General features: G+C 73.4%; 16 protein-coding genes. 6 read left to right on the top strand and 10 right to left on the bottom strand.

The window, feature by feature from the left end; all coding sequences use genetic code 11:
• Positions 1 to 11: 11 nt before the first annotated feature.
• The 3 genes from TOK_RS03325 to TOK_RS03335 all read right to left on the bottom strand — a co-directional run bounded on the left by TOK_RS03325 (position 12) and on the right by TOK_RS03335 (position 4,025).
• A complete protein-coding gene (locus tag TOK_RS03325) occupies positions 12 to 914 on the bottom strand; it encodes a GNAT family N-acetyltransferase (RefSeq protein WP_098956292.1) in 903 nt (300 codons plus the stop codon).
• 55 nt (positions 915 to 969) lie between these two features.
• On the bottom strand, positions 970 to 2,313 hold the full coding sequence (glnA, locus tag TOK_RS03330) for a type I glutamate--ammonia ligase (protein ID WP_098956342.1): 1,344 nt from the start codon (positions 2,311 to 2,313) through the stop codon (positions 970 to 972).
• Between the two features lie 116 nt (positions 2,314 to 2,429).
• Positions 2,430 to 4,025 carry an alpha/beta hydrolase gene (locus tag TOK_RS03335; RefSeq protein ID WP_098956293.1) on the bottom strand — a complete coding sequence of 532 codons (1,596 nt, stop codon included), beginning with the start codon at positions 4,023 to 4,025 and terminating at the stop codon, positions 2,430 to 2,432.
• A 230-nt stretch (positions 4,026 to 4,255) separates the two neighbouring features.
• On the opposite strand from TOK_RS03335, the gene panB reads away from it, so the two are divergent.
• Positions 4,256 to 5,134, top strand: a complete 879-nt coding sequence (panB, locus tag TOK_RS03340) for a 3-methyl-2-oxobutanoate hydroxymethyltransferase (RefSeq protein ID WP_098956294.1) — start codon at positions 4,256 to 4,258, stop codon at positions 5,132 to 5,134.
• A 78-nt stretch (positions 5,135 to 5,212) separates the two neighbouring features.
• Here panB and TOK_RS03345 read toward each other — a convergent pair whose 3' ends face one another.
• The gene (locus TOK_RS03345; RefSeq protein WP_098956295.1) at positions 5,213 to 6,334 is read right to left on the bottom strand and encodes a glutamate-cysteine ligase family protein; all 1,122 of its coding nucleotides are present in this window, start codon (positions 6,332 to 6,334) and stop codon (positions 5,213 to 5,215) included.
• A gap of 343 nt (positions 6,335 to 6,677) precedes the next feature.
• Between TOK_RS03345 and TOK_RS03350 the strand changes: the two genes are divergently transcribed.
• Complete coding sequence (locus TOK_RS03350) at positions 6,678 to 7,277, top strand: nitroreductase (protein ID WP_098956296.1); 600 nt, start codon at positions 6,678 to 6,680, stop codon at positions 7,275 to 7,277.
• 32 nt (positions 7,278 to 7,309) lie between these two features.
• On the opposite strand, the gene TOK_RS03355 is transcribed toward TOK_RS03350, so the two are convergent.
• Positions 7,310 to 8,722 carry an RNB domain-containing ribonuclease gene (locus TOK_RS03355; protein WP_098956297.1) on the bottom strand — a complete coding sequence of 471 codons (1,413 nt, stop codon included), beginning with the start codon at positions 8,720 to 8,722 and terminating at the stop codon, positions 7,310 to 7,312.
• A 453-nt stretch (positions 8,723 to 9,175) separates the two neighbouring features.
• Between TOK_RS03355 and TOK_RS32310 the strand changes: the two genes are divergently transcribed.
• Both TOK_RS32310 and TOK_RS03360 read left to right on the top strand, forming a co-directional pair.
• Entirely contained in the window at positions 9,176 to 9,343 is a 168-nt protein-coding gene (locus TOK_RS32310; RefSeq protein ID WP_172457382.1) for a hypothetical protein, read from the top strand.
• An 80-nt stretch (positions 9,344 to 9,423) separates the two neighbouring features.
• The gene (locus TOK_RS03360) at positions 9,424 to 10,071 is read left to right on the top strand and encodes a hypothetical protein (protein ID WP_253258152.1); all 648 of its coding nucleotides are present in this window, start codon (positions 9,424 to 9,426) and stop codon (positions 10,069 to 10,071) included.
• A 91-nt stretch (positions 10,072 to 10,162) separates the two neighbouring features.
• Here TOK_RS03360 and TOK_RS03365 read toward each other — a convergent pair whose 3' ends face one another.
• From TOK_RS03365 to TOK_RS03375, 3 genes are all read right to left on the bottom strand, one after another.
• The gene (locus TOK_RS03365; protein WP_098956299.1) at positions 10,163 to 10,885 is read right to left on the bottom strand and encodes a maleylpyruvate isomerase family mycothiol-dependent enzyme; all 723 of its coding nucleotides are present in this window, start codon (positions 10,883 to 10,885) and stop codon (positions 10,163 to 10,165) included.
• The gene (locus TOK_RS03370) at positions 10,882 to 11,715 is read right to left on the bottom strand and encodes a fumarylacetoacetate hydrolase family protein (RefSeq protein ID WP_098956300.1); all 834 of its coding nucleotides are present in this window, start codon (positions 11,713 to 11,715) and stop codon (positions 10,882 to 10,884) included. Before TOK_RS03370 ends, TOK_RS03365 begins: the two co-directional genes overlap by 4 nt.
• 295 nt (positions 11,716 to 12,010) lie before the next feature.
• A complete protein-coding gene (locus TOK_RS03375) occupies positions 12,011 to 14,389 on the bottom strand; it encodes a xanthine dehydrogenase family protein molybdopterin-binding subunit (RefSeq protein WP_098956301.1) in 2,379 nt (792 codons plus the stop codon).
• 220 nt (positions 14,390 to 14,609) lie between these two features.
• On the opposite strand from TOK_RS03375, the gene TOK_RS03380 reads away from it, so the two are divergent.
• On the top strand, positions 14,610 to 16,268 hold the full coding sequence (locus tag TOK_RS03380; protein WP_098956302.1) for a fumarate hydratase: 1,659 nt from the start codon (positions 14,610 to 14,612) through the stop codon (positions 16,266 to 16,268).
• A gap of 272 nt (positions 16,269 to 16,540) precedes the next feature.
• Here the strand turns inward: TOK_RS03380 and TOK_RS03385 are convergent, their stop codons facing one another.
• Both TOK_RS03385 and TOK_RS03390 read right to left on the bottom strand, forming a co-directional pair.
• The gene (locus TOK_RS03385; protein WP_098956343.1) at positions 16,541 to 19,255 is read right to left on the bottom strand and encodes a bifunctional GNAT family N-acetyltransferase/acetate--CoA ligase family protein; all 2,715 of its coding nucleotides are present in this window, start codon (positions 19,253 to 19,255) and stop codon (positions 16,541 to 16,543) included.
• A gap of 55 nt (positions 19,256 to 19,310) precedes the next feature.
• Positions 19,311 to 20,480 (bottom strand): acetoin utilization protein AcuC, encoded by a 1,170-nt coding sequence (locus TOK_RS03390; RefSeq protein ID WP_098956303.1) that lies wholly within the window; start codon positions 20,478 to 20,480, stop codon positions 19,311 to 19,313.
• 138 nt (positions 20,481 to 20,618) lie between these two features.
• Here TOK_RS03390 and TOK_RS03395 point away from each other — a divergent pair, with 138 nt between their 5' ends.
• Complete coding sequence (locus tag TOK_RS03395; RefSeq protein WP_098956304.1) at positions 20,619 to 21,341, top strand: metal-dependent transcriptional regulator; 723 nt, start codon at positions 20,619 to 20,621, stop codon at positions 21,339 to 21,341.
• Positions 21,342 to 21,512 lie beyond the last annotated feature (171 nt).

The following is a 21,512-nucleotide window of genomic DNA, read 5'->3' on the forward strand; positions in this document are numbered from 1 at the left end:
CCGATCCTGCCCTATCGCGCGCCCGCCCGTGCCGGGACCAGCCTGACCTCCCGGTGCAGGCCCGCCCGTCCGAAGCCGATGCGGGCGTAGATGCGGTTGGGCACGTCGGCGGCGATGTCGGTGAACAGGACGACGTCGCGCGACCCGGCGGCCAGGGCCCGCGTGGCCGCGGCGGCGGTGACCGCCGAGGCGTAGCCGTGGCCACGGTGCCCGGGCGGGGTGTAGACGGGCCCGATCCGTGCGACGCCCGCGGCGGGCGGACGCCCGACGGCGACCGCGACAGGGCTCCCGCCCGACTCCCACACCACGACGTCGCGGCCCATGGCCGCGTAGCTCGCGACGAGCGTCGCCGGGTCCGGACCGGCCGCGCCGTCACCGTCGGGGTCCGGGCGTTCGGGGTGGTCGGCGGCGACGTCGGCCGCGAAGGCGCGCAACCACTCCACGAGCATCGGCCCGTCACCGGGGACGGCCGCCCGTGGCGCTCCCGCGACCCGCCCGGGCGGTACGAGGCCGTCGAGGACCCACAGCCGCATCTCGACGTCGGTCACGGGGGTCTCGCCCGTGCGCGCGGTGCGGGCGGCGGCGAACGCGTCGACCGGCTCGGCCGCACCGAACAGTCCGCGGCCGGCCATCGGGGCGTCGCCCAGCGCGTCGGCCACCGCGGCGGCGGCCGTGGCCGGCAGGCCCGAGACGAGCAGTGCGAAGCCGGAGAACCGCACCGCGGCCCCGACGACGTCGCCGCGCGGTCCGTGCACGGTCAGCAGCGTGTCGACGCCGTGCCCGCCGGTGGCGAGCTCGCCGAGCGCCGTGAGCGCGATCGTGTTGGTCAGCGGGTCGGCTTCGAGCAGCGGCAGCGCCTGCCTCCGCCACTGCGCGACGCCCGCGTCCCCGGTCCGGTGATTCCTGACGTCCACGACGCGGATCGTGCCCCGGCGGAACCCGCCGGGGCCATCCGGTTTCCGGCCCGCGTCAGAGGATCGGCAGGTAGGTCGCCAACTCGTAGGGCGTCACCTGGCGGCGGTAGCCGTCCCACTCCTGGCGTTTGTTGCGCAGGAAGAAGTCGAACACGTGCTCGCCCAGGATCTCCGCGACCAGCTCCGAGTGCTCCATCGCCGTCAGTGCCTCGGTGAGGTTCTGCGGCAGCATCTCGTAGCCCATCGCGCGCCGCTCGGTCTCGGTGAGCGACCAGACGTCGTCCTCCGTGGGCGGCGGCAGCTCGTAGCCCTTCTGCACGCCCTGCAGCCCCGCACCGAGGATGACCGCGAACGCCAGGTACGGGTTGCACGCGGTGTCGAGCGTGCGGATCTCCACGCGGCGCGTCGACTGCTTGCCCGGCGAGTACATCGGCACCCGCACCAGCGCCGACCGGTTCGCGTGCCCCCACGAGACGGCCGTCGGCGCCTCGCCGCCGGTGATCAGCCGCTTGTAGGAGTTCACGAACTGGTTGGTGACGGCACTCATCTCGCGGGCGTGCCGCAGCACCCCGGCGACGAACGCCTTGCCCGTGGCGGACAGCTCGTAGGGGTCGTCCGGGTCGTGGAAGGCGTTGCGGTCGCCCTCGAACAGCGAGAAGTGGGTGTGCATCGCCGACCCGGGGTGGTCGGAGAACGGCTTGGGCATGAACGACGCCCGCACCCCCTGCGTGATCGCGACCTCCTTCACGACGTAGCGGAACGTCATGATGTTGTCGGCCATCGTCAGCGCGTCGGCGTAGCGCAGGTCGATCTCCTGCTGGCCGGGCCCGCCCTCGTGGTGGCTGAACTCGACGGAGATGCCCATCGACTCCAGCGTCTCGATCGCGTTGCGCCGGAAGTGCGGTGCCACGTCGTGGCTGGCCTGGTCGAAGTAGCCGCCGTTGTCGGCGGCGACCGGCGCCGAGCCGTCGGCCGGCAGGTCACGCAGCAGGTAGAACTCGATCTCGGGGTGGACGTAGCAGGTGAACCCCATCTCGCCGGCCTTCGACAGGGCGCGGCGCAGGACGTGGCGGGGATCGGCCCACGACGGTGAGCCATCGGGCATCGCGATGTCGCAGAACATTCGCGCCGAGTAGTGCTCGCCGCTCGCGGTCTCCCACGGCAGCACCTGGAACGTCGAGGGATCAGGGCGGGCCACCATGTCGGACTCGTAGATCCGGGCGAAGCCCTCGATCGCCGAGCCGTCGAAGCCGATGCCCTCGGCGAATGCGCCCTCGAGCTCGGCCGGTGCGACGGCCACCGACTTGAGGTAGCCGAGCACGTCGGTGAACCACAACCGCACGAAGCGGATGTCGCGTTCCTCGAGCGTGCGGAGCACGAACTCCTGCTGACGATCCATGGTCACCGAGCCTAGGAACGCGCTGTTACGGGAATGTTTCGTCGCCGGTCGGTCCGCGCGACATCACGCTGCCGTGGCCGAGATTCCCTGCCGGGACCGCTGCCGTGGCCGTGTGGTCACGTCAGCCTGCACTCCAGGCCCTCCGCGGGCAACGTCAGGTCGGTCAGGTACTTGGCGACCGCGTCGTCGACGCACGCGTTGCCCTGCAGCGACGCGGTGTGCTGGTCACCGACGACCTTGATCAGCCTGCCGCCCAGCGCCTTCGCCAGGTCGACTCCCGCCTGGTAGGGGGTGGCCGGGTCGCCCGTCACCGACACGACGACCGTCGGTGGCAGCCCGTCGACCTTCGGCACGTGCGGCCGGCTCGTCGGCTTCACCGGCCAGAACGCGCACGGGTCCAGCGCGTCGACGGGGCCCTTGCCGGTGCTCCTGAACGGCGCCACCTCGTCGACCCGGCGGTTCTGCGCGTCGATCTGGGCCCGGTCGGTGGTCTGCTGCTCGTCGACACAGCTGATCGCCGTGAAGGCCTCGAGCATGTTCGAGTAGTGCCCCTTGGCGTCCCGGTCGTAGTACAGGTCGGCCAGCCGCAGCAGGATCGTGCCGTTGCCGCGGGCCAGGTCGGCGATGCCGCGGGCCAGGATCGGGTACGCCGCGGACACGTACAGCGCCTGCGAGATGCCGGTCTGCGCGTCGTTCCAGCCGAGCGTGCGACCCGCGCCGGCAGGCAGCGGGTCGTCGATGAGTGGGCGCACCAGCGCCAGCCACACCGTCGTCGCCTTCGCCGGGTCCTGGCCGAGCGGGCACGGCGTCGGCTGCGCGGCGCACCACGTCGCGAAGGCGTCGAACGCGCCCTGGAAGCCCTGGTTCTGGTCGACGGTGCGGTCGATCGTCGTCTGCTGCGGGTCGAGCGCACCGTCGAGGACGAGGGCGCGCACGTTCTGCGGGAACGCCTCGGCGTAGGTCGAGCCGATCCGGGTGCCGTAGGAGAAGCCCGCGTAGGTGAGCTTCTGGTCGCCCAGGACGGCACGCAGCACGTCCATGTCCTTGACGACGTCACGGGTGCCGACGTTGGCCAGCACGTCGACGCCGGTCCTGCTGATGCAGCCCTGGACGAACTGCTTGTTCTCCGCCTCGGTCTCCGCGACCCCCGCGGGAGAGGGGTCGGTGTCGTCGTCGGCGCGCTCGGCGTCGTTCTGCTTGTCGTCGAGACAGTCGATCGCCGGGGTGCTCGCCCCGACCCCGCGCGGGTCGAAGCCGACGAGGTCGAACCGGGCCAGCACCGACACCGGTGTCTTCGCGCTGGTGCCCAGCGACGCGGCGAAGCTGATGCCCGACCCGCCGGGCCCGCCCGGGTTGACCAGCAGCGAGCCGATGCGCTGCGACGGGTCGGTCGCCTTGTGCCGCAGCACGGCGATGTCGGCGGTGCGCCCGCCCGGGTCCGCGTAGTCCAGCGGCACCCGCAGGGCGGCACAGTCGAGACCCGGTGCGGTGAACGACTTCTCCTCGTCCGCCGACGAGGCGAACTGGGCGCACGAGCCCCACGACAGTGTCTGGCCGTAGAACGCCTTCAGCGCCGGGTCGCTCCCCGCCGCGGCGTCGGCGGCGGCACCGCCGGTCGAGGTCGTGCAGGCCGCGGCCAGGACCGCCGCGAGCAGGACCGAGAGGATTCCGAGGGGCGTGCGGAGTGTGCGGCGGGGCACCGGGAACGACACCGTGCCAGCATGCCAGCGACCGGCTGCGGCCTGTGACCGCACGGTCCGACTCCGCCGGAACGTCCCCCGAGCCGGTGACGGGCCCCGCTGTGGCGGCGAGGGGCGCAGGTCACCTTGTGACCTGGGTCGCCCGCCGCAGCGCCCGGGACGTCCGCGGTGTCACGCTTCGCCTACCAGCCCCTGAGAACCCGGGGACCCGCGACGCGGGCCTCGAGGGAGGACGGACGACGATGTCAGCTGTCGAGCACACCCCTGCGACCGGTCCGGCGGGGTCTCCCGCCGAGGAGTCGCCCTACCGCACCACGGCCCGCCAGAAGCGCACCCGCATCCACCATCTCGCGGAGATGAAGCAGCGGGGCGAGCGGTGGCCGATGCTCACCGCCTACGACCGCTACGCCGCGGAGATCTTCGACGAGGCCGGGATCCCCGTGCTCCTCGTCGGAGACTCCGCCGGCAACAACGTCTTCGGCTACGACAACACCATCCCGGTCACCGTCGACGAGCTGATGCCGCTGGTGAAGGCGGTGGTCGGCGGGGCGCCCCACGCCCTCGTCGTCGCCGACCTCCCCTTCGGCAGCTACCAGGTCTCCGCCGCGCAGGCGCTGGAGACCGGCATCCGGTTCATGAAGGAGGCCGGCGCGCACGCCGTCAAGCTCGAGGGCGGGGCCCGGTTCGCACCGCAGGTCGACGCGCTCGCCGGCTCCGGCATCCCGGTCATGGCCCACCTCGGCTTCACCCCGCAGAGCGAGCACGCCCTGGGCGGCTTCCGGATCCAGGGCCGCGGCGACGCGGGCGAGCGGCTGATCGAGGACGCGCTCGCGCTGCAGGCGGCCGGGGCGTTCGCCGTCGTGCTGGAGATGGTGCCCGCCGACGTCGCCAAGCGGGTCACCGCCGAGCTCGCGATCCCGACGATCGGCATCGGTGCCGGTCCGGACTGCGACGCGCAGGTCCTGGTCTGGTCGGACATGGCGGGCATGAACCGCGGCCACAAGCCGCGCTTCGTCAAGCCCTACGCCGACCTCGGCTCGATCCTGCTCGGCGCGGCGAAGGCCTATGCGGCGGACGTGCGCGGCGGCGAGTACCCGGACGCGGACCACTCCTACAGCTGAGGCCCTCCCCTTTCCCGAACGAACGGCACAGTCGCGCCACCGGGCGCGACTGTGCCGTTCGTTGTCGTGGGCCGCCGCTCAGGGGCGCAGGCCCGCGACCGGGTGGCCGTCGGCGAAGCGCGCCAGCATGTCGACGGCCGGGCAGTGCCGCGCCGCCACCCGCTCGGCGAGCCGGGCGAGGCGGGCGAGGTCGTCGTCGCGGCCGGCCAGGGCGGCCCGGGCGGCCGCGAGCAGTGCGAGGGTGCCCTCGACGACCCACGGGTCGGCGAGCCCCGCGACGGCGGCGCGCTGGTGGGCCGCCGCGTCGGGGACGAGGGCGCGCCCGTCGAGCGTGGTGTCGAGGACCAGCCCGGTGAGCAGGCTCAGCAGCTCCCCGTAGAGGTCCGGGTCCGGGCAGGCGTCGAACGCCTTGAACTCGATGCGCCCGACCTCGGCGGGCAGCCGTGCGGGCTGGGTCAGCGACGGGTCGGTGTCGATGAGCCGGTCCCGGTCGGCCTCGCCGTCGAGGAACACCATCGCCGCGGGCCGGGCGCCCGTCCGCACCGCGGTGCGGGCCGAGAGGCCACCCCAGACGACGCCGTCGCGGAACGGCGAGGAGAACGACAGCGGGACCAGCCACGGGCTGTAGTGGGTGAGCTTGGCGCCGACGTCGATCAGCTCGTCGACGGGCAGGCCCGCGCACGACAGGTTGAGGTCGGGGCCGTAGGTGACCATGTGCAGGTGCGCCGTGCGCTCCTCCGGTGAGCCGGTGCGGTGCCGGACCTCCCAGTCGTTGTAGGGCGGGACCACGGGGTAGCTCGAGCGCAGCGGGTTGAACCCGACTGCGACCGTCGTGAAGCCGGCCGCGGCGGCGACGGTGTCGAGGGCGTGCTGGTCGGCGCGCAGGGCATCGACGGCACCGCCGACCGAGTCGTGGATGCGCGTGCGGATCTCGATGCCCTTGGGATCACAGCGGACGAACCCGCCGTCGCCGTCGAAACGCTCGAAACCCTCGACGTACCAGCGCTTGCGTTTGATGCCCTGGTCACCGACGCGCAGGTCGGCGAGATCCGCCGGGTCCTCCGGCAGTGCGTCGACCAGGGACTGTGCCTCGGCGAAACCCAGTCGGGTGAAATCGGCGAAGGTGCCGTCCGCGCGCAGCAGCGCGCATTCGTGTTCGATTCCGTAACGGAAGGAACGCTCGGACGGGTGTCGGACCACCCGGAACTCCTCGTGCGACAGCCACCGGTCAACGACCGGTGGGACCAATGGGACTGATGTGACGGAAGGGGTCACCGAGCGCGCCCGGACGGTGACCGAGCGCAGGAGTGACGCACTCTGCGAGAAATAAGGGTAGCCTCACGTCAATCCGGCGGGACCCAGCCGGACACGCGTGCCGGTCCGGGCCACGACTCCGGACGGCGCGACGTCGGGCCCACCGGCCGGATGCAGCACCGGGGCGCGGCACCACCAGCCGCGACACCGCACGCGATGCCCTGCCGCACCCCCTGCGGCGCACGACGTTTTCCGACCGACCGGAGCACTTCACGTGACGAGAGCCGACATGAGACCGGACCCGGGGGCCCTCGCCGACCCGGGCGGCGGGCCAGCCGCCGAGGTGCTGACCGGGCTGCGCGAACGTCGCTCGTGCGCGGGGCTCGCCGCACCGGCGCCCGCCCCCGACGAGCTGCGCGCGATGCTCTCGGCCGCGATGTCGGCGCCCGACCACGGCCGGCTCAAGCCCTACCGCTTCATCGTCGTCGACGGCCCGGCCCGCGCCGCGCTGGGCGACGCGCTCGCCGAGGCCCATGCCGAGCGCGAGCCCTCCTCGACCGCCGCCGATCTCGACCGGGTGCGAGCCAAGGCCCACCGTGCCCCGGCGATCGTCGTCGTCGTGGCCGCGCCGCAGCCGCACCCGACGGTCCCCGCCTGGGAGCAGCGCGCGACCGCGGTGTGCGTCGCGCACGGTGTCGTCCTCGCCGCCGACGAGCTCGGCTACGGCGCGATCTGGCGCACCGGCTGGTTCGGCGAGGCGCCCAAGGTACGTGCGCACCTCGGCCTGGCCGACCACGAGGACGTCACGGCCTGGATCTACCTCGGCACGCCGTCGACGCGCCCGGCGCCGCGGCCCGCGGTCGAGCCCGCGATCACCTGGCTGACCTGACCCCCGCCGTCCCCGCCCGGTGACCCGCCGGGTCACGGCTCCGCGGTGAACTCGACGCGGCCCGTCGCCGGGTCGGCCACTGCCACCCTCACGACGGCCCGCTCCCCCAGCCTCAACGTCCCGTGGCAGCGGGCCAGCACCGGCGGGTCGGCCAGGTAGACCTCGCCCGGCTCCTCCCGCAGCACGATCACCTCGACCCCGTCCCCGACGCAGCCGGCCAGCAGCGCGGCCTCGGTCCGATCCACGCAGGCACGGTCCACCTTGTTCGCGACGGTGTCGGACGCGGCCATCACCGCGGGCAGGCCGGGCAGCGCGTCGCGCACCCACCCCGGCACCGGATCCCCCGCCGCCACCGCGAGGCAGACCTCGGTCCCGTAACGGTCGACCAGGCGTCGCAACGGGGCCGTGACGTGCGCATACGGGGCGCCGATGCCACCGTGGCCGGGGTCGGCCGGCGGCGGCGATCCGGGGCCGTCGAACGCCACATAGCCGGCGCCGCGCAGCAACGTCGTCGCGGCCCGGCGCAGCGCGAGCGCGCGCGGGGTGTCGAGCGGGAGACCGGCCAGGAAGCGCGCGGCCGACGTCCCGGCGGGCCAGTCCGCACCGAGGGCGGCCGCGGTCGCACGGAACGCCGCGACGGAGTCCGGGTCGGGTCCCGGCAGGGTCCGCAGCACGCCGACGCCCGCGCCGAGCATCAGCGAGGCCGCCGCGGCGCCGGTGAGCAGCGAGATCTCGGCGTTCCAGGTGTCGACGTCGACACGGGCGCGGGCGCGGGCGGTCCAGCCGCCCGACCCGTCGGGAACGACCTCCTGCTCCGGCAGCTCCAGTTCGATCGCGCCGCGGGCGACGGCCAGCTCGCGGCGCAGCCGCCCGACGGTGGGCAGCAACGTGATCGCCGCCGGGAGCGGCCTGCCGGCGTCGAGGTCGGCCTGGACGCCGTCGTAGTCGAGCTGCGCCCGCGAGCGCACGACGGCCCGCTCGACAGCGACCGCGGTCCGCTCGCCGGTGGCGTCGAGGTCGATGCTCCAGAGGACCGCCGGGCGCGGGCCGTCGGGAAGCAGGCTGGCCGCGCCCTCCGAGAGCACCGGCGGATGCAGCGGCACCGAGCCGTCGGGCAGGTAAACGGTCTGCCCGCGGCGGTGCACCTCCAGGTCGAGCACGCCGCCCGGGACGACGACAGCCGCGAGGTCGGCAATCGCGTAGTACACCCGGTACCCGTCGTCGTGGGCGACGATGCCCATGGCCTGGTCGAGGTCCTTCGACCCCGGCGGGTCGATCGTCACGAGCTCGACGTCGGTCGCGTCGCGGCGGCCGGGCCCGGCCGCGGGCACGTCGTCGGCGGCGGCACGGGCGGCCTCGGCGAGGACGTCGGTGGGGAACTCCGTGGGGAGCGCGAACTCCGTCCGGACGGCGTCGAAGTCGGGCTGCGTGATCGCGGCGGGCACCGCGCGAGGGTGTCACGATCCGCGGTGCCGGGCACCGTCCGGGCCGGGCTCGACGCGGCGTGTCGTCGCGTGGTCCTCCCCGGTCCGTGACACGCCCGGGATCGGAGCGTCCGCTTCGGCGTGTCGCACCAGCGTGTCGCGGATCACCGGGCACTCCGTGCGCGGTATCGGGCGGGCCCGCGCGACGCGGCCCCGGGGCGCAGCAGGGTCCGTCCGACGGCCCGGGGGTCTCGCGGGGTCCGCTGCGGCGCAACGGTCACGAGATCATCACGGCACCGGCGCCGGGCGGGGATGTCCGTGACGGGCCCGGGTGATCGCCCGCCGGAGGGAAGGTCCGCAGGTGGGCGCCCTGTCCGGCCGGGCGGTGGGCGGCCCGCGCCCGACTGGACAAGAGCCTGGGACGGGTCCACATTGAGGTCACGAAGCAATATCGTTCTGGTCTCAGGAGGAAACATGAAGCTGGGTCGCAAGATCGCGGAAGGCGTCGCCGTCGACGTCGACGCCGAGCCCAAGGTTGCGTCCGCCGAGGCCCGCACCGAGCCCGAGAACACCCGCACCGAGGCCCCCGTCGCCGCGGAGAAGCGGGCCGAGGTTCGCGTCGAGCGGCACGCCGGAGTCTGATCCGGATGGTGTGGCCGGCCGCTCGCGTCCCGCGCGAACAGTCGGACAGGCCTCTCCCGGGGTTCAAGCTGGCCTACCCGATGCTGTCGGCAGACGGCACGGCGACCGGCTTCAGTGGGGTGACGCTCGGCCGCGCGCACGTCTACCGCGCGATCGACGACGCCATCTGCGTCCACGGATCCCGGCACAGTTGCCCGTCCCGCTGGTGTGACTGCGGGTTCTACTGTTTCAACGACGCCGGGGCAGCCCGTGACCTGGCGTGTGAACCGGACTACCGCGGAGCGGTCCTCCTCGAGGTCGCCGTCTCCGGCCGGTACCGCCGGTACGAGCGCGGCCTGCGCTACTCGCGTCAGCGGGTACGGACGGTCGAGCTCGGCAGGTGCGAGTGCGGGCGCTCCGCCGCGGTCCTCGGCGACTCGGGGACGGGCAGCCTCGGGTGGCGCAAGCTGCTCCCGATCTGCTCGAACTGCGTCGGGGACCGGCCCGCCATGACGGCGGACGGTTTCGGCAGGCTGAGCGGCGGCACGGTCACCGTCACGGCCGAGCCCACCACGGCGGGACCGGTCGCCCCGCTCGGAGGTCTCGCCCACACGGAGTCGTCGGGTGCGGTCGCCGTCCTCGGCGCGGAGCTCGCGCTCATGCAGGCCAGGCTCGACGAGGTGCAGCAGCGGCTCGACGACCTGACCCGCTCCCGTGACGCCGAGAGGCAGGAGCCCGAGGGCGACTGAGCCCGCTCGCAGCACGGACGACGCGGCCCGTCACCGCAACCCGGTCGGTCGCCGGGCCGGTGACGGGCCGCGCCGCACGTCCGGCGGGCGGTCAGAGCCAGCCGGGCAGCTCCGGTGGCGCGGTGCCGTCGTCACGGCGCACCGCGCGGCTGCGACCGCGTCCCGACACCCACGCCGCGAGGTCGGCCATCGGGCCGAGCACCCGCGTCACGGGCCCTGAACCGTCACCGACGGCCCACTCGCGGCCGCCGTCGTCGGCGACGAGCCGCATCGCCGGCACCCCGGGCCGCTGCGACAGGTTCGCGGCGACGTCGGTGAGCAGCTCCACCGCCATCGGGATCGGCATGTCGGCGAACGACGCGCCCACGTCGAGGTCGACCGCGTGGATCCACATCTCGCGGGCCCGCATCCACGGGATCGCCGCGGCCGGGATCTCCACGCCCGTCCGGTGGCGCACCGTCGCCGACCAGGCCTGCTCCGGCATCTTCTTCACCACCTGCGACAGCCGGTCCGACGTCTCCTCGACATCCGCCCGGATCACCGCCGCCGAGCGTCTGGCACCGGCCTCGATGTCGGCGTCGCGCTGCTCGTCGCTCGCGTACGCGGGCGTCTCCACCCCGGTCCGCGCCCACGTCAGGAGGTTCATCATGGCGTCGGCGTTGCGTGCCACGTGGGTCAGCACGTGCGCCCGGGTCCAGCCCGGCAGCGCCGACGGCTTGGCGTACGCGTCCTCGCCGAGCCGGACCATCAACCCGCGCAGGTGTGCCGCTCCGTCGCCCGCCCACGCCAGTGACACCTCGACCCGCGGGGTCACGACGAGATCGTCTCCTTGCGGCAGACGTTGCGCAGCTGCCCGATCCCCTCGACGGTCGTGACCATGACCGTGCCGTCGACGAGCCAGCGCTGTGGGGTGCGGGCCGCGCCGACACCGCCGGGGGTGCCCGTCGCGATGACGTCGCCCGGGTTGAGCGTGATGATCGCCGAGAGGTACTTCACGAGGTCGACCGCGGAGAAGACGAGCTGGTCGGTGCTCGAGGACTGCACGACCTCGCCGTCGAGCTCGGTACTGATCGCCCAGCCACCGTCGGGCAGCTCGTCGGGGGTGACCAGGACCGGGCCGAGCGGGGTGCTCTTCTCGAAGATCTTGCCCTGCAGGAACTGGGAGGTCCGGCGCTGGTAGTCGCGGATGCTGACGTCGTTCATCACGGTGTAGCCCGCGATCGCGGCGGCGGCCTGCTCGTCGTCGGCGTGGCGGACCGACGACCCGATCACGACGACGAGCTCGCACTCCCAGTCGACGTTGTCGGACACCACGGGCAGCACGACGTCGTCGTGGGCGCCGACCAGCGACGGCGCGTACTTGGCGAACAACGTCGGGAACTCGGGCAGCTCGTTGCCCATCTCCAGGACGTGGTCGCGGTAGTTGAGACCGGCGCAGACGATCTTCTCCGGGCTCGGGACGAGCGGCGCGTAGTCGAGATCGGCGACGGGGTGCGCGGGGCCGGCCGCGGTGGCGGCGCGGTGGACCCAGTCGGGGTGCTCGAGCAGGGCGCGCACGTCGGCGTCCCCGGTCTCCACCGCACTGCTCTCGTCGACGCGGACCGCGCGGGTCCCCGTCGCGGTGCGGATGGTGGCCAGTCTCATCGTTCCTCCTCGGTGCGGGACGCCCGGCAGTCTCCCCCTCCGAGGGCGGTCGCGCCGAGGAGGGGTCGGCGAGGACGATCATCGATGCGGCGCCCGCGGCGCCCAGGACGGCAGCTCCGGGCGCGGCGACGACCCGCGACGTCCTGGTAGGACGCGCGTACGGCTCCGCGGGCGACAGCGCCGGACACGCGCGGCCCGCCGGTGTGATTCGCGCCGCTGGATCGACGCAGAAGGCCGTCCGAGGCCGGGGCCGGGGCGAATGCGGGCGGGGCCGGTGCAGCCCCGCCCACGCCCGTCAGATCGCGCCCGTCTCCTCCGCGTCGCCGCCACCACGGACCGGCAGGTCGGCGAACACGGCGGGCGGCTCGCGCCACGGGTCCGCGGGCGAACCGGCCTTCGCCTCCTGCACGGCCCGCCACACCCGCTCCGGGGTGCAGGGCAGGTCGATGTGGCGCACGCCGAGGTGGCTCACCGCGTCGACGACGGCGTTCTGCACCGCCGGTGTCGACCCCACCGTGGCCGACTCGCCGATCCCTTTGGCGCCCAACACGTTCATCGGGGTCGGGGTCTCGGTCGTGGCCGTGTCGAAGCTGATCAGGTCGGCGGCCGTCGGCATCCGGTAGTCGGCCAGCGTCGCCGTGGTCGGCTGCCCCTCGAGGTCGTAGAGGACCTCCTCGTACAGCGCCTGCGCGATGCCCTGAGCGAGTCCTCCGTGCTGCTGGCCCTCGACGAGCATCGGGTTCAGGATGCGCCCGCAGTCGTCGACGGCGATGTGGCGGCGCATCGTCACCCGCCCGGTGTCGGTGTCGACCTCGACGACCGACACGTGCGCCCCGAACGGGAACGTCGCCCCCGCCTGCCGGGCGTCCAGGCCCGCGAAGAGCTCCTCGCCGGCGTCCGTGGCCGCGCTCGCGACCTGGTCCCACGACACCGTCACCGTCGGGACACCCGCGACGCCGAACACCCGGCCGCTGCCGTTGCCGTCGACGAGCGTGACGTCGTCCGGCGCGGCCTCGAGCAGGTCCGCCGCGCGGCGCCGGGCCTGCACGAGGACGTCGTCGGCCGCCGCCGAGACCGCCGAGCCGCCCATCTGCAGCGACCGTGACCCGCCCGTGCCCCCGCCGCGCGGCACCAGCGCGGTGTCGGACTGCACGAACCCGATGCGCTCCATCGGGATGCCGAGCGTGTCCGAGGCGATCATCGCGAACGCCGTCGCATGTCCCTGGCCGTGCCCCGACGTGCCCGCCGACACCGTCGCGCTGCCGTCGGCGTGCACCCGCACCGAGCCGAACTCGGTGCCGCCACCACCCGCGGTGATCTCGACATAGACGCTGATCCCGATGCCCAGCTGCACCGGGTCCCCCGACTCCCGGCGGCGCGCCTGCTCGGCACGCAGCTCGTCGTAGTCGGCCAGCCGCAGCGCCTCCCGCAGCGGTAGGTCGTAGTCGCCGACGTCGTAGGCCGCGCCGACGACCGTCGTCAGCGGGAAGGCCCCCGGGTCGAGGAAGTTGCGCCGCCGCAGCTCGGCCGGGTCCATGTCCAGCTCCGCGGCCGCGATGTCGACGATGCGCTCCAGGTGCGCCGCCGCCTCCGGGCGGCCGGCACCACGGAACGCGCCCATCGGCGTCGTGTTCGTCATGGCGACGACCGAGTCGTAGCCCACCGCGGGGATGTCGTAGACGCCCGGCGCCATCACGTAGGTCATGTTCATCGGCAGCGCCCCGCCGAACCACGCGTACGCCCCGCCGTTGCCGACGACCCGCGCCCGCATCCCGGTGAACCTGCCCTCGCGGGTCATGCCCAACTCGTAGTAGCCGATCTGGTCACGCCCGTGCGGCATCGAGACGAGGTTCTCCGAGCGCGTCTCCACCCAGGAGACCGGCCGCTCCAGCGCGAGCGCAGCCCCGACCGCCGCGGTGTGCTCGGCGAGCATGCCCGCCTTGCCGCCGAACCCACCGCCGACGTGCGGCGCGATCACCCGGGTCCGTTCCTTGTCGAGGCCGAACAGCCCACACAGCTGGGCGTGGAAGCCGTGCGGCATCTGCGTCGACACGTGCACCACCAGGTCGTGGCCGTCGTCACCACGCGGGTCGACGACGATCGCGTTGCCCTCCATGGGCACCACGGCCAGGCGCTGGTTGACCATCCGCGCCCGCACCACGACCTCGGCACCCTCCAGCGGGTCGCCGCCACCGGCGCGCAGGCCCGTCGTCAGGTTCGAGCCACGGTCCGGAAATGCAAGGGGCGCATCGGGGCCGAGCGCGGTTTCCGGGTCGACGACGGCGTCGATCGGGTCGTAGTCGACCTCCACGAGCTCGACGGCGTCGACCGCCGCCGCCTTCGACTCGGCGACGACCATCGCGACCACCTCGCCGACGAACCGCACCCGGTCCGTCGCCAGTGGTGGGCGGGGGATCTCGGGGTTGACCGGCATCAGCCCGTGATGGGCCGGCAGGTCGAGATCGGCCGCCGTGTAGACGGCGACGACGCCGGGGGCCGCTGCGGCCTGCGTGGTGTCGACGCCTGTGACGGCAGCGTGTGCGAGAGGGGAACGGACGAAAGCGACGTGCAGCAGGCCCTCGATCGGGAGGTTGCCGACGTACGTGCCACGCCCGGTGAGCAGTTCCGGGTCCTCGACCCGTCGGACCGCGGTGCCCAGCAGGGATCCAACCATGTGTCGCACATTACGACCGGATCCCCGTCACGGCTGTGGCTGATCCGCCACATCTCCCGGGTTGACGGCTCGCAGCAGGTCAGGGAGGGTGGGGCGCAGGGCGTTCCGCCCGCCGACACCGCGACTCCGGCCCACCCCGGCGGTCGCTGCCCCCGGGAGGTCGGACCGGTCGGGGGCCGGTCCGACCTCCCGACCACGTCCGGCTGAGTACGGTCCTCCCATGCCCGAGTTCCACCACATCGATGTGCTCCCACTCGGCCCGGACGACACCGAGTACCGACGGCTCGACCTCGAGCCCGGCGCCCTCGTCGAGGCGCCCCAGCTGGGCGGCCGCACCTTCCTGCAGGTCGATCCCACGACGATCACCGCGCTGGTCAAGCAGGCCGTCACCGACATCCAGCACCTGCTGCGACCCTCGCACCTGGCCCAGCTGCGCGCGATCGTCGACGACCCGGAGGCCTCGGCCAACGACCGCTTCGTCGCGACGGACCTGCTGCGCAACGCCTGCGTCTCCGCCGGCGGGGTGCTGCCGATGTGCCAGGACACCGGCACGGCGATCGTCGTCGGGAAACGCACCGAGACCGTCCTCACCGGCGGCAACGACGAGAGCGCCATCTCCCGCGGCATCCACGAGGCCTACGCCGAGCTCAACCTGCGCTACTCGCAGATGGCGCCCACGTCGTTCTGGGACGAGAAGAACACGGGGACCAACCTCCCCGCGCAGGTCGAGCTGTACTCCGCACCCGGTGAGAAGCCCACGTACGAGTTCCTGGTGATGGCCAAGGGTGGCGGCTCGGCCAACAAGACCTTCCTCTACCAGGAGACGAAGGCGCTGCTGAACCCGTCGAAGCTCGCCCGGTTCCTCGACGAGAAGCTCCGCTCCCTCGGCACCGCAGCCTGCCCGCCCTACCACCTCGCCGTCGTCGTCGGCGGGATGTCGGCGGAGTTCACGCTCAAGGTCGCGAAGCTCGCCTCGGCCCGCTACCTCGACGCCCTCCCGTCCGAGGCGCCGGGCGACGGCGCGGCCTTCCGTGACCGCGACCTCGAACAGCAGGTCCTGGAGCTCACCCGCAACTTCGGGATCGGCGCCCAGTTCGGCGGCAAGTACTTCTGCCACGACGTGCGCGTCATCCGGCTGCCGCGCCACGGCGCGTCGCTGCCCGTCGGCATCGCGGTGTCCTGCTCCGCCGACCGCCAGGCCAAGGCGAAGATCACCGCCGACGGCGTCTTCCTGGAGCAGCTCGAACGCGACCCCGCGAAGTTCCTGCCCGACACCGAGGCCGACGACCTCTCCGACGAGGTCGTGCGCGTCGACCTCAACCGGCCGATGTCGGAGATCCGTGCCCAGCTCTCGACGCTACCGGTGAAGACGCGGGTGTCGCTCACCGGACCGCTCGTCGTCGCCCGCGACATCGCGCACGCCAAGATCGCCGAGCGACTCGACGCCGGTGAGCCCATGCCGCAGTACATGCGCGACCACCCCGTCTACTACGCCGGACCGGCCAAGACGCCCGAGGGCTACGCCTCCGGCTCCTTCGGCCCCACCACCGCGGGCCGCATGGACTCCTACGTCGCGCAGTTCCAAGCGGCAGGCGGGTCGCTGGTCATGCTGGCCAAGGGCAACCGGTCCCAGCAGGTCACCGATGCGTGCGCCACCCACGGCGGGTTCTACCTGGGCTCGATCGGCGGGCCCGCCGCGAGGCTCGCGCAGGACTGCATCCGCAAGGTGGACGTCCTCGAGTACCCGGAGCTGGGTATGGAGGCCGTCTGGAAGATCGAGGTGGAGGACTTCCCCGCCTTCGTCGTGGTCGACGACAAGGGCAGCGACTTCTTCGCCTCGACGAGCCAGCCGACGTTGCAGGTGGGCTTCCGCCGCTGACAACCGCGAGCGGCGTGCAGGCGCCTGCGGCCGGCCGGGGGGGACCGGCCACAGGCGGCTCACGTCCGCCGGGTTCGGCCGGAAGCCGGCTCCCTGGCCGGTCTCCTGCCGGGTGCGGCGCGGTGGTGCCCGGAGACGTGCACGTCCCGCGATTTATTGCCCTGTGCGAACGATTCGGAGAACACGGACAGGTTCGGCGGGAACGGACGAGGCAATCCGGCATCACGAGCGCGAAGCGTCCCCACGCGGTCACGCGGGGTGCGTCCGTCGGCTCACCCCAGGCGGCGGGGTCCCCCTCCGTCGTCACGCGTCGGGGGCGGGCCGACGACCATCCGTGCCCCGGTCACCACCACCCCGTCCTGGCTCGCGATCGTCGGGTCGAGCACCACCGACCGGACCTCGGGCAGCTGCTCGGCGAGCGTGCCCAGCCGCAGCACCAGGTCCTCCAGGGCGTCGAGGCGGACCGCCGGATCGCCGCGGTACCCCGCCAGCAACGGTGCCGCCCGCGGGGCGCGCACGAGCGCGGCGGCGTCGGCCGTCGAGACCGGCAGCACCCGGAACGCGCGGTCGCCGAGCAGCTCCGTCGCGAGCCCGGACAGCCCGAACGAGAGCAGCGACCCGAACGACGGGTCGTCGACGACCTCCAGCACGCACGACATCCCCCGGGGGGCCATCACCTGGACATAGATCCGGCTCTCCCCCGTCTCCGCGACCAGCGCCGCATACGCTGCGGCGACGGCGTCCGCCCCGGCGAGGTCGAGCCGCACCCCACCCATGTCGGACCGGTGCCGCCAGCGTGGCGCCGCGACCTTGAGCGCCACCGGGTGCCCCAGCTCCGCCGCCGCGGCCACCGCCTCCTGCGTCGACGACACCAGACGGAAGGGCGCGACGCCGATCCCGTAGCAGTCGAGGACGGCGATGACGTCATGGTCGTCGAGCTCGATACCGGTTGCCGCGCCCTTCGGGCCGCTCGGGCTGCTCGGGCCGCTGCGCGGGCCGGCCGGGTCCGAGCCGGTCGCGGCGCACAGGCGGGCCACGAGCTGTCGCGCCTCCTCGGTCCGGGTGCCCTCGGGGGTCACGAACTCCCCCAGCGGCGTGGCCCGCCAGCGGGCGTAGCGCACCACCCTGCTCAGCGCCGCGACCGCCCGTTCCGGGCTCGCATAGCTGGGCACCGATCCCGGGCCGGGGGCGCCGTCGATGCCCCGCTCGGCGAGCTCGTCGGGAATCTCGTCGCCTGCGAGGAACGTCGTCACCACCGGCTTGCCCGAGCCCGCGACCGCCTCCCGCAACGCCCGCGCGTACGGGGCACCGTCGGTCGCGACCGGCGGGACGAACACCGCGACCAACGCGTCGACGTCGTCGTCCCCGACCGCCGACGACACCGCCGCCGCGAACACGTCCGGGCCGGCCGCGGCGCCGACGTCCACGGGATCGCCCGCGAGCTCCAGGCCTTCGTCGGCGATCCCGTCGGCGACCAGCACGCCCAGTGCCGTCGAGTTCCCGACGACCGCGACCCGCGGTCCCACAGGCAGCGGCTGGTGCGCGAGCAGCAGCCCGGTGTCGAACAGCTCGGCGACGGTCTCGACGCGGATGACGCCGGACTGCTCGAACAACGCCTGGACACTGGAGTCGTCGATCGGGACCGCACGCGAGGACCGCAACGGCAGCGGCACCCGCCGCCCGCTCTTGACCGCCACGACCGGCGTCGTGCGGGCCAGCCGGCGGGCCAGCCGGCCGAACTTGCGCGGATTGCCGAACGTCTCCAGGTAGAGCAGGACGACGTCGGTGTCCGGGTCGCTCTGCCAGTACTGCAGCAGGTCGTTGCCCGAGACGTCGGCGCGGTTCCCGGCCGAGACGAACGTCGAGAACCCGAGGCCACGACGGGTGGCCGCCTGCAGCAGCGCGATGCCCAGCGCACCGGACTGGGAGAAGAACCCGACCCGGCCCGCGCCGGGCAGCGCCGGGGCGAGGGTGGCGTTGAGCCGCACCGCTGCCGCCGTGTTCGCGACGCCCAGCGCGTTGGGCCCCACGACCCGCATCCCGTGCGCCCGTGCCGCCTGCACCATCCGCCGCTCGGCGACGAGGCCGTCGGTGCCGGCGTCGGCGAACCCGGAGCTGACGACGATCAGTGCCTTGACGCCCTTGGCCAGACAGGAGTCCATGACCTCGTCGATGCCGGCCGCCGGGACGGCGACGACCGCGAGGTCGACGTCGTCGGGGATGTCGGTGACCGACGGGTACGCGCGCACCCCCCGCACCGACCGGGCGTCGGGGTTCACCGGGTAGACGGCGCCGCCGAAGTTGCCGCGCAACAGGTTCAGGAAGACGGCGTGGCCGATCTTGGACGGGTCGGTGGACGCCCCGATGACCGCGACCGAGCGGGGGTGCAGCAGGTTGTGCACGCTGCGCGCCTCGGCGGCCTGCTCCCGCGCGTCGCGGACGGCGAGGGAGCGCTCGGTGAGGTCGATGTCGAACTCCAGGTGCAGCACACCGCCGTCGTAGGCGCGGCTGACCTGGTAACCGGCGTCGCGGAACACCCGGACCATCGTGTGGTTCTCGACGAGGACCTCCGCCTCGAACCGGGTCAGCCCGTTCTCCCGGGCCGCCGCGGCCAGATGCTCCAGCAGGATCGAGCCCAGCCCGCGGCCCTGGTGGTCGTCGCGGACGACGAACGCCACCTCCGCCGACGCGACCGGCGCGTCGCCCAGCCCCTCGTAGCGCCCCACCGCGACGATCTCGTCGCCGAGCAGGCACACGAACGCGACGCGGCGGTGGTGGTCGACCGTGGTGAAGCGTTCGAGATCGCGCGCCGGGATGCGCGGGTAGGGGCCGAAGTAGCGCAGGTAGCGGGTGCGCTCGGACAGCCGGGAGTGGAAGTCGAGCAGCGCCTCGGCGTCGGCGGGCACGATCGGGCGCAGGTGCAGGATGCCGCCGTCGGAGGCGACGACGTCGGCCTCCCAGTACCGCGGGTAGCCGGGGTCGGTCACGGGTGTTCCGAACGGCGGCGTCTCGACCGGCTCAGCTGCACCGTCCGTCGTCCGCTCAGTCACGGGGGTCGTCCGGGTCGAGGCCGTGCAGGGGGAACAGCGCGCGGCGGACCTCGACGATCGTCGGGTCGACCGCGGCGAAGTCGCCACCCCACGGCTCGAACGACGGATCGGCCCCGTCGGTCATCTCACTGGGCAACGGCCTGCCGGTGAGGGTCGTGGCGTGGGCGACCCAGTCGGCGGGCAGTGGCCGGTGCGGGTCGACGTCACGGTCGAGGACGACCCCCAGCAGGTGCGTCCAGGACCGCGGGACGACCCGGAACAGGGAGTACCCGCCACCGCCGAGGACCAGCCACTTGCCGCCCGCTGTGGTGTCGGCCAGCTCGCGCATCCGGCGGTAGATCGCCCGCTGACCGTCGACGGAGAGCTCGAGGTTGGCCAGCGGGTCGTCGGCGTGGGTGTCGGCGCCGCACTCGCTCACGAGCACCTGCGGCCGGAACGACCCCAGCAGCGACGGCACGATCGCCTCGAACGCCCGCAGCCAGCCCGCGTCGCCCGTGCCGGGGGCGAGCGGCACGTTGACCGCGTACCCCACCCCGTCGCCGGTGCCGTACTCGCTCGCCCAGCCCGTGCCCGGCCACAACGTGAGCGGGTGCTGGTGCATGGAGACGGTGAGCACGCGCGGATCGTCGTAGAAGGCCGCCTGCACGCCGTCGCCGTGGTGGACGTCGACGTCGACGTAGGCGATGCGCTCGTAGCCCTGGTCGAGCAGCCACTGGATCGCGACGGCGCAGTCGTTGTACACGCAGAACCCGGCCGCCCGGTCGCGCATGGCGTGGTGCAGCCCGCCCGCGATGTTGACGGCCCGGTCGGCGCCCTCGGCGATGCGGCGCGCCGCGAGCAGCGAGCCGCCCGCGATCAGCGCGCTCGACTCGTGCATGCCGAAGAACACCGGGTTGTCGCTGGTACCGAGGCCGTGGCCGACCCCGAACGGTGCTTCGGGCGCCGACCGCACAGCGGTCAGGTAGGACGACGAGTGCACCCGTTCCAGCTCGTCGTCGGTGGCCGGTCCGGGTTCGAGGAGCTCGACGCCGTCGAGCACACCGAGGCCCTGGGCCAGGCGCATCGTGAGGTCGAGGCGGACGGGATTGAGCGGATGGTCCTCGGAGAGTTGGTAGTCGAGGAACCCCGGGGTCCACACGACGGCCGCGCTGCTGGCGCTCATGGGTCCCGACCGTAGGGCAGCGCGGCGCGACCGGCTCGGCCCGTGCGCCGGAAGTCGCGGCTGACCGGCCGGGATGCGCCGACGCTGCGGATGACGCTGCACCGATAGTATGGCCATCGGACACGAAGGGGCCGGCCCGTGAACGATCTGATCGATACCACCGAGATGTACCTGCGGACGATCTACGAGCTCGAGGAGGAGGGGGTCGTCCCGCTGCGCGCGCGGATCGCCGAACGCCTCGGGCAGAGCGGTCCCACCGTCAGCCAGACCGTGGCGCGGATGGAACGCGACGGTCTCGTCGTCGTCGCGGGCGACCGCCATCTCGAGCTGACCGAGTCCGGGCGCTCTCGGGCGATCTCCGTGATGCGCAAGCACCGCCTCGCGGAGCGTCTGCTCACCGACGTCATCGGCCTGGAGTGGGAGCTCGTCCACGCCGAGGCGTGCCGCTGGGAACACGTCATGAGCGACGCCGTGGAGCGCAAGCTCGTGGCGCTGCTCGACAACCCGACCATCTCGCCGTACGGCAACCCCATCCCGGGGCTGGGCGAGCTGTCGGAGCCGCCGGACCTCACCGGTCCGTCCAATGCGGCGGCACCGCCTCCCCTGGAGGTGGGGCTGCAGCGGCTCGACGAGTTCGCCCGGCGTGGGGGCGGCAAGGTCGAGGTGCGCCGGATCGCCGAGCACGTCCAGGTCGACGCCGACCTGATGGGCGAGCTGAAGCTGGCCGGGATCGTGCCCGGCCGCGAGGTCGAGGTCCGCGCGATCTCGCGTTTCGGCGACTCCGTCCCGGTGGTCGCCGACGACGAGGAGTCGACGGTCGCACCGCTCATCGCACACGCAGTTCTCGTCCGCGCACGCTGACAGGCACGACCGCTCCCACCGCTCTCCACCCACAGCCCGCCGTGGTCCGCCGCTGAGCCGTGACGCTCCGTCCGCACCACGTGCGATCCCACAGTCCGGCGGTCCCCCGGCCGGTGGTCCCCCGAGCGCGCCCCGTCCTGCCGTCGTGAGAGCGTCTGCGTGCGCCGTCGG

The sequence above is a fragment of the Pseudonocardia sp. N23 genome (genome assembly GCF_002583555.1).
In the GTDB taxonomy this organism is placed as follows: Bacteria; Actinomycetota; Actinomycetes; order Mycobacteriales; family Pseudonocardiaceae; genus Pseudonocardia.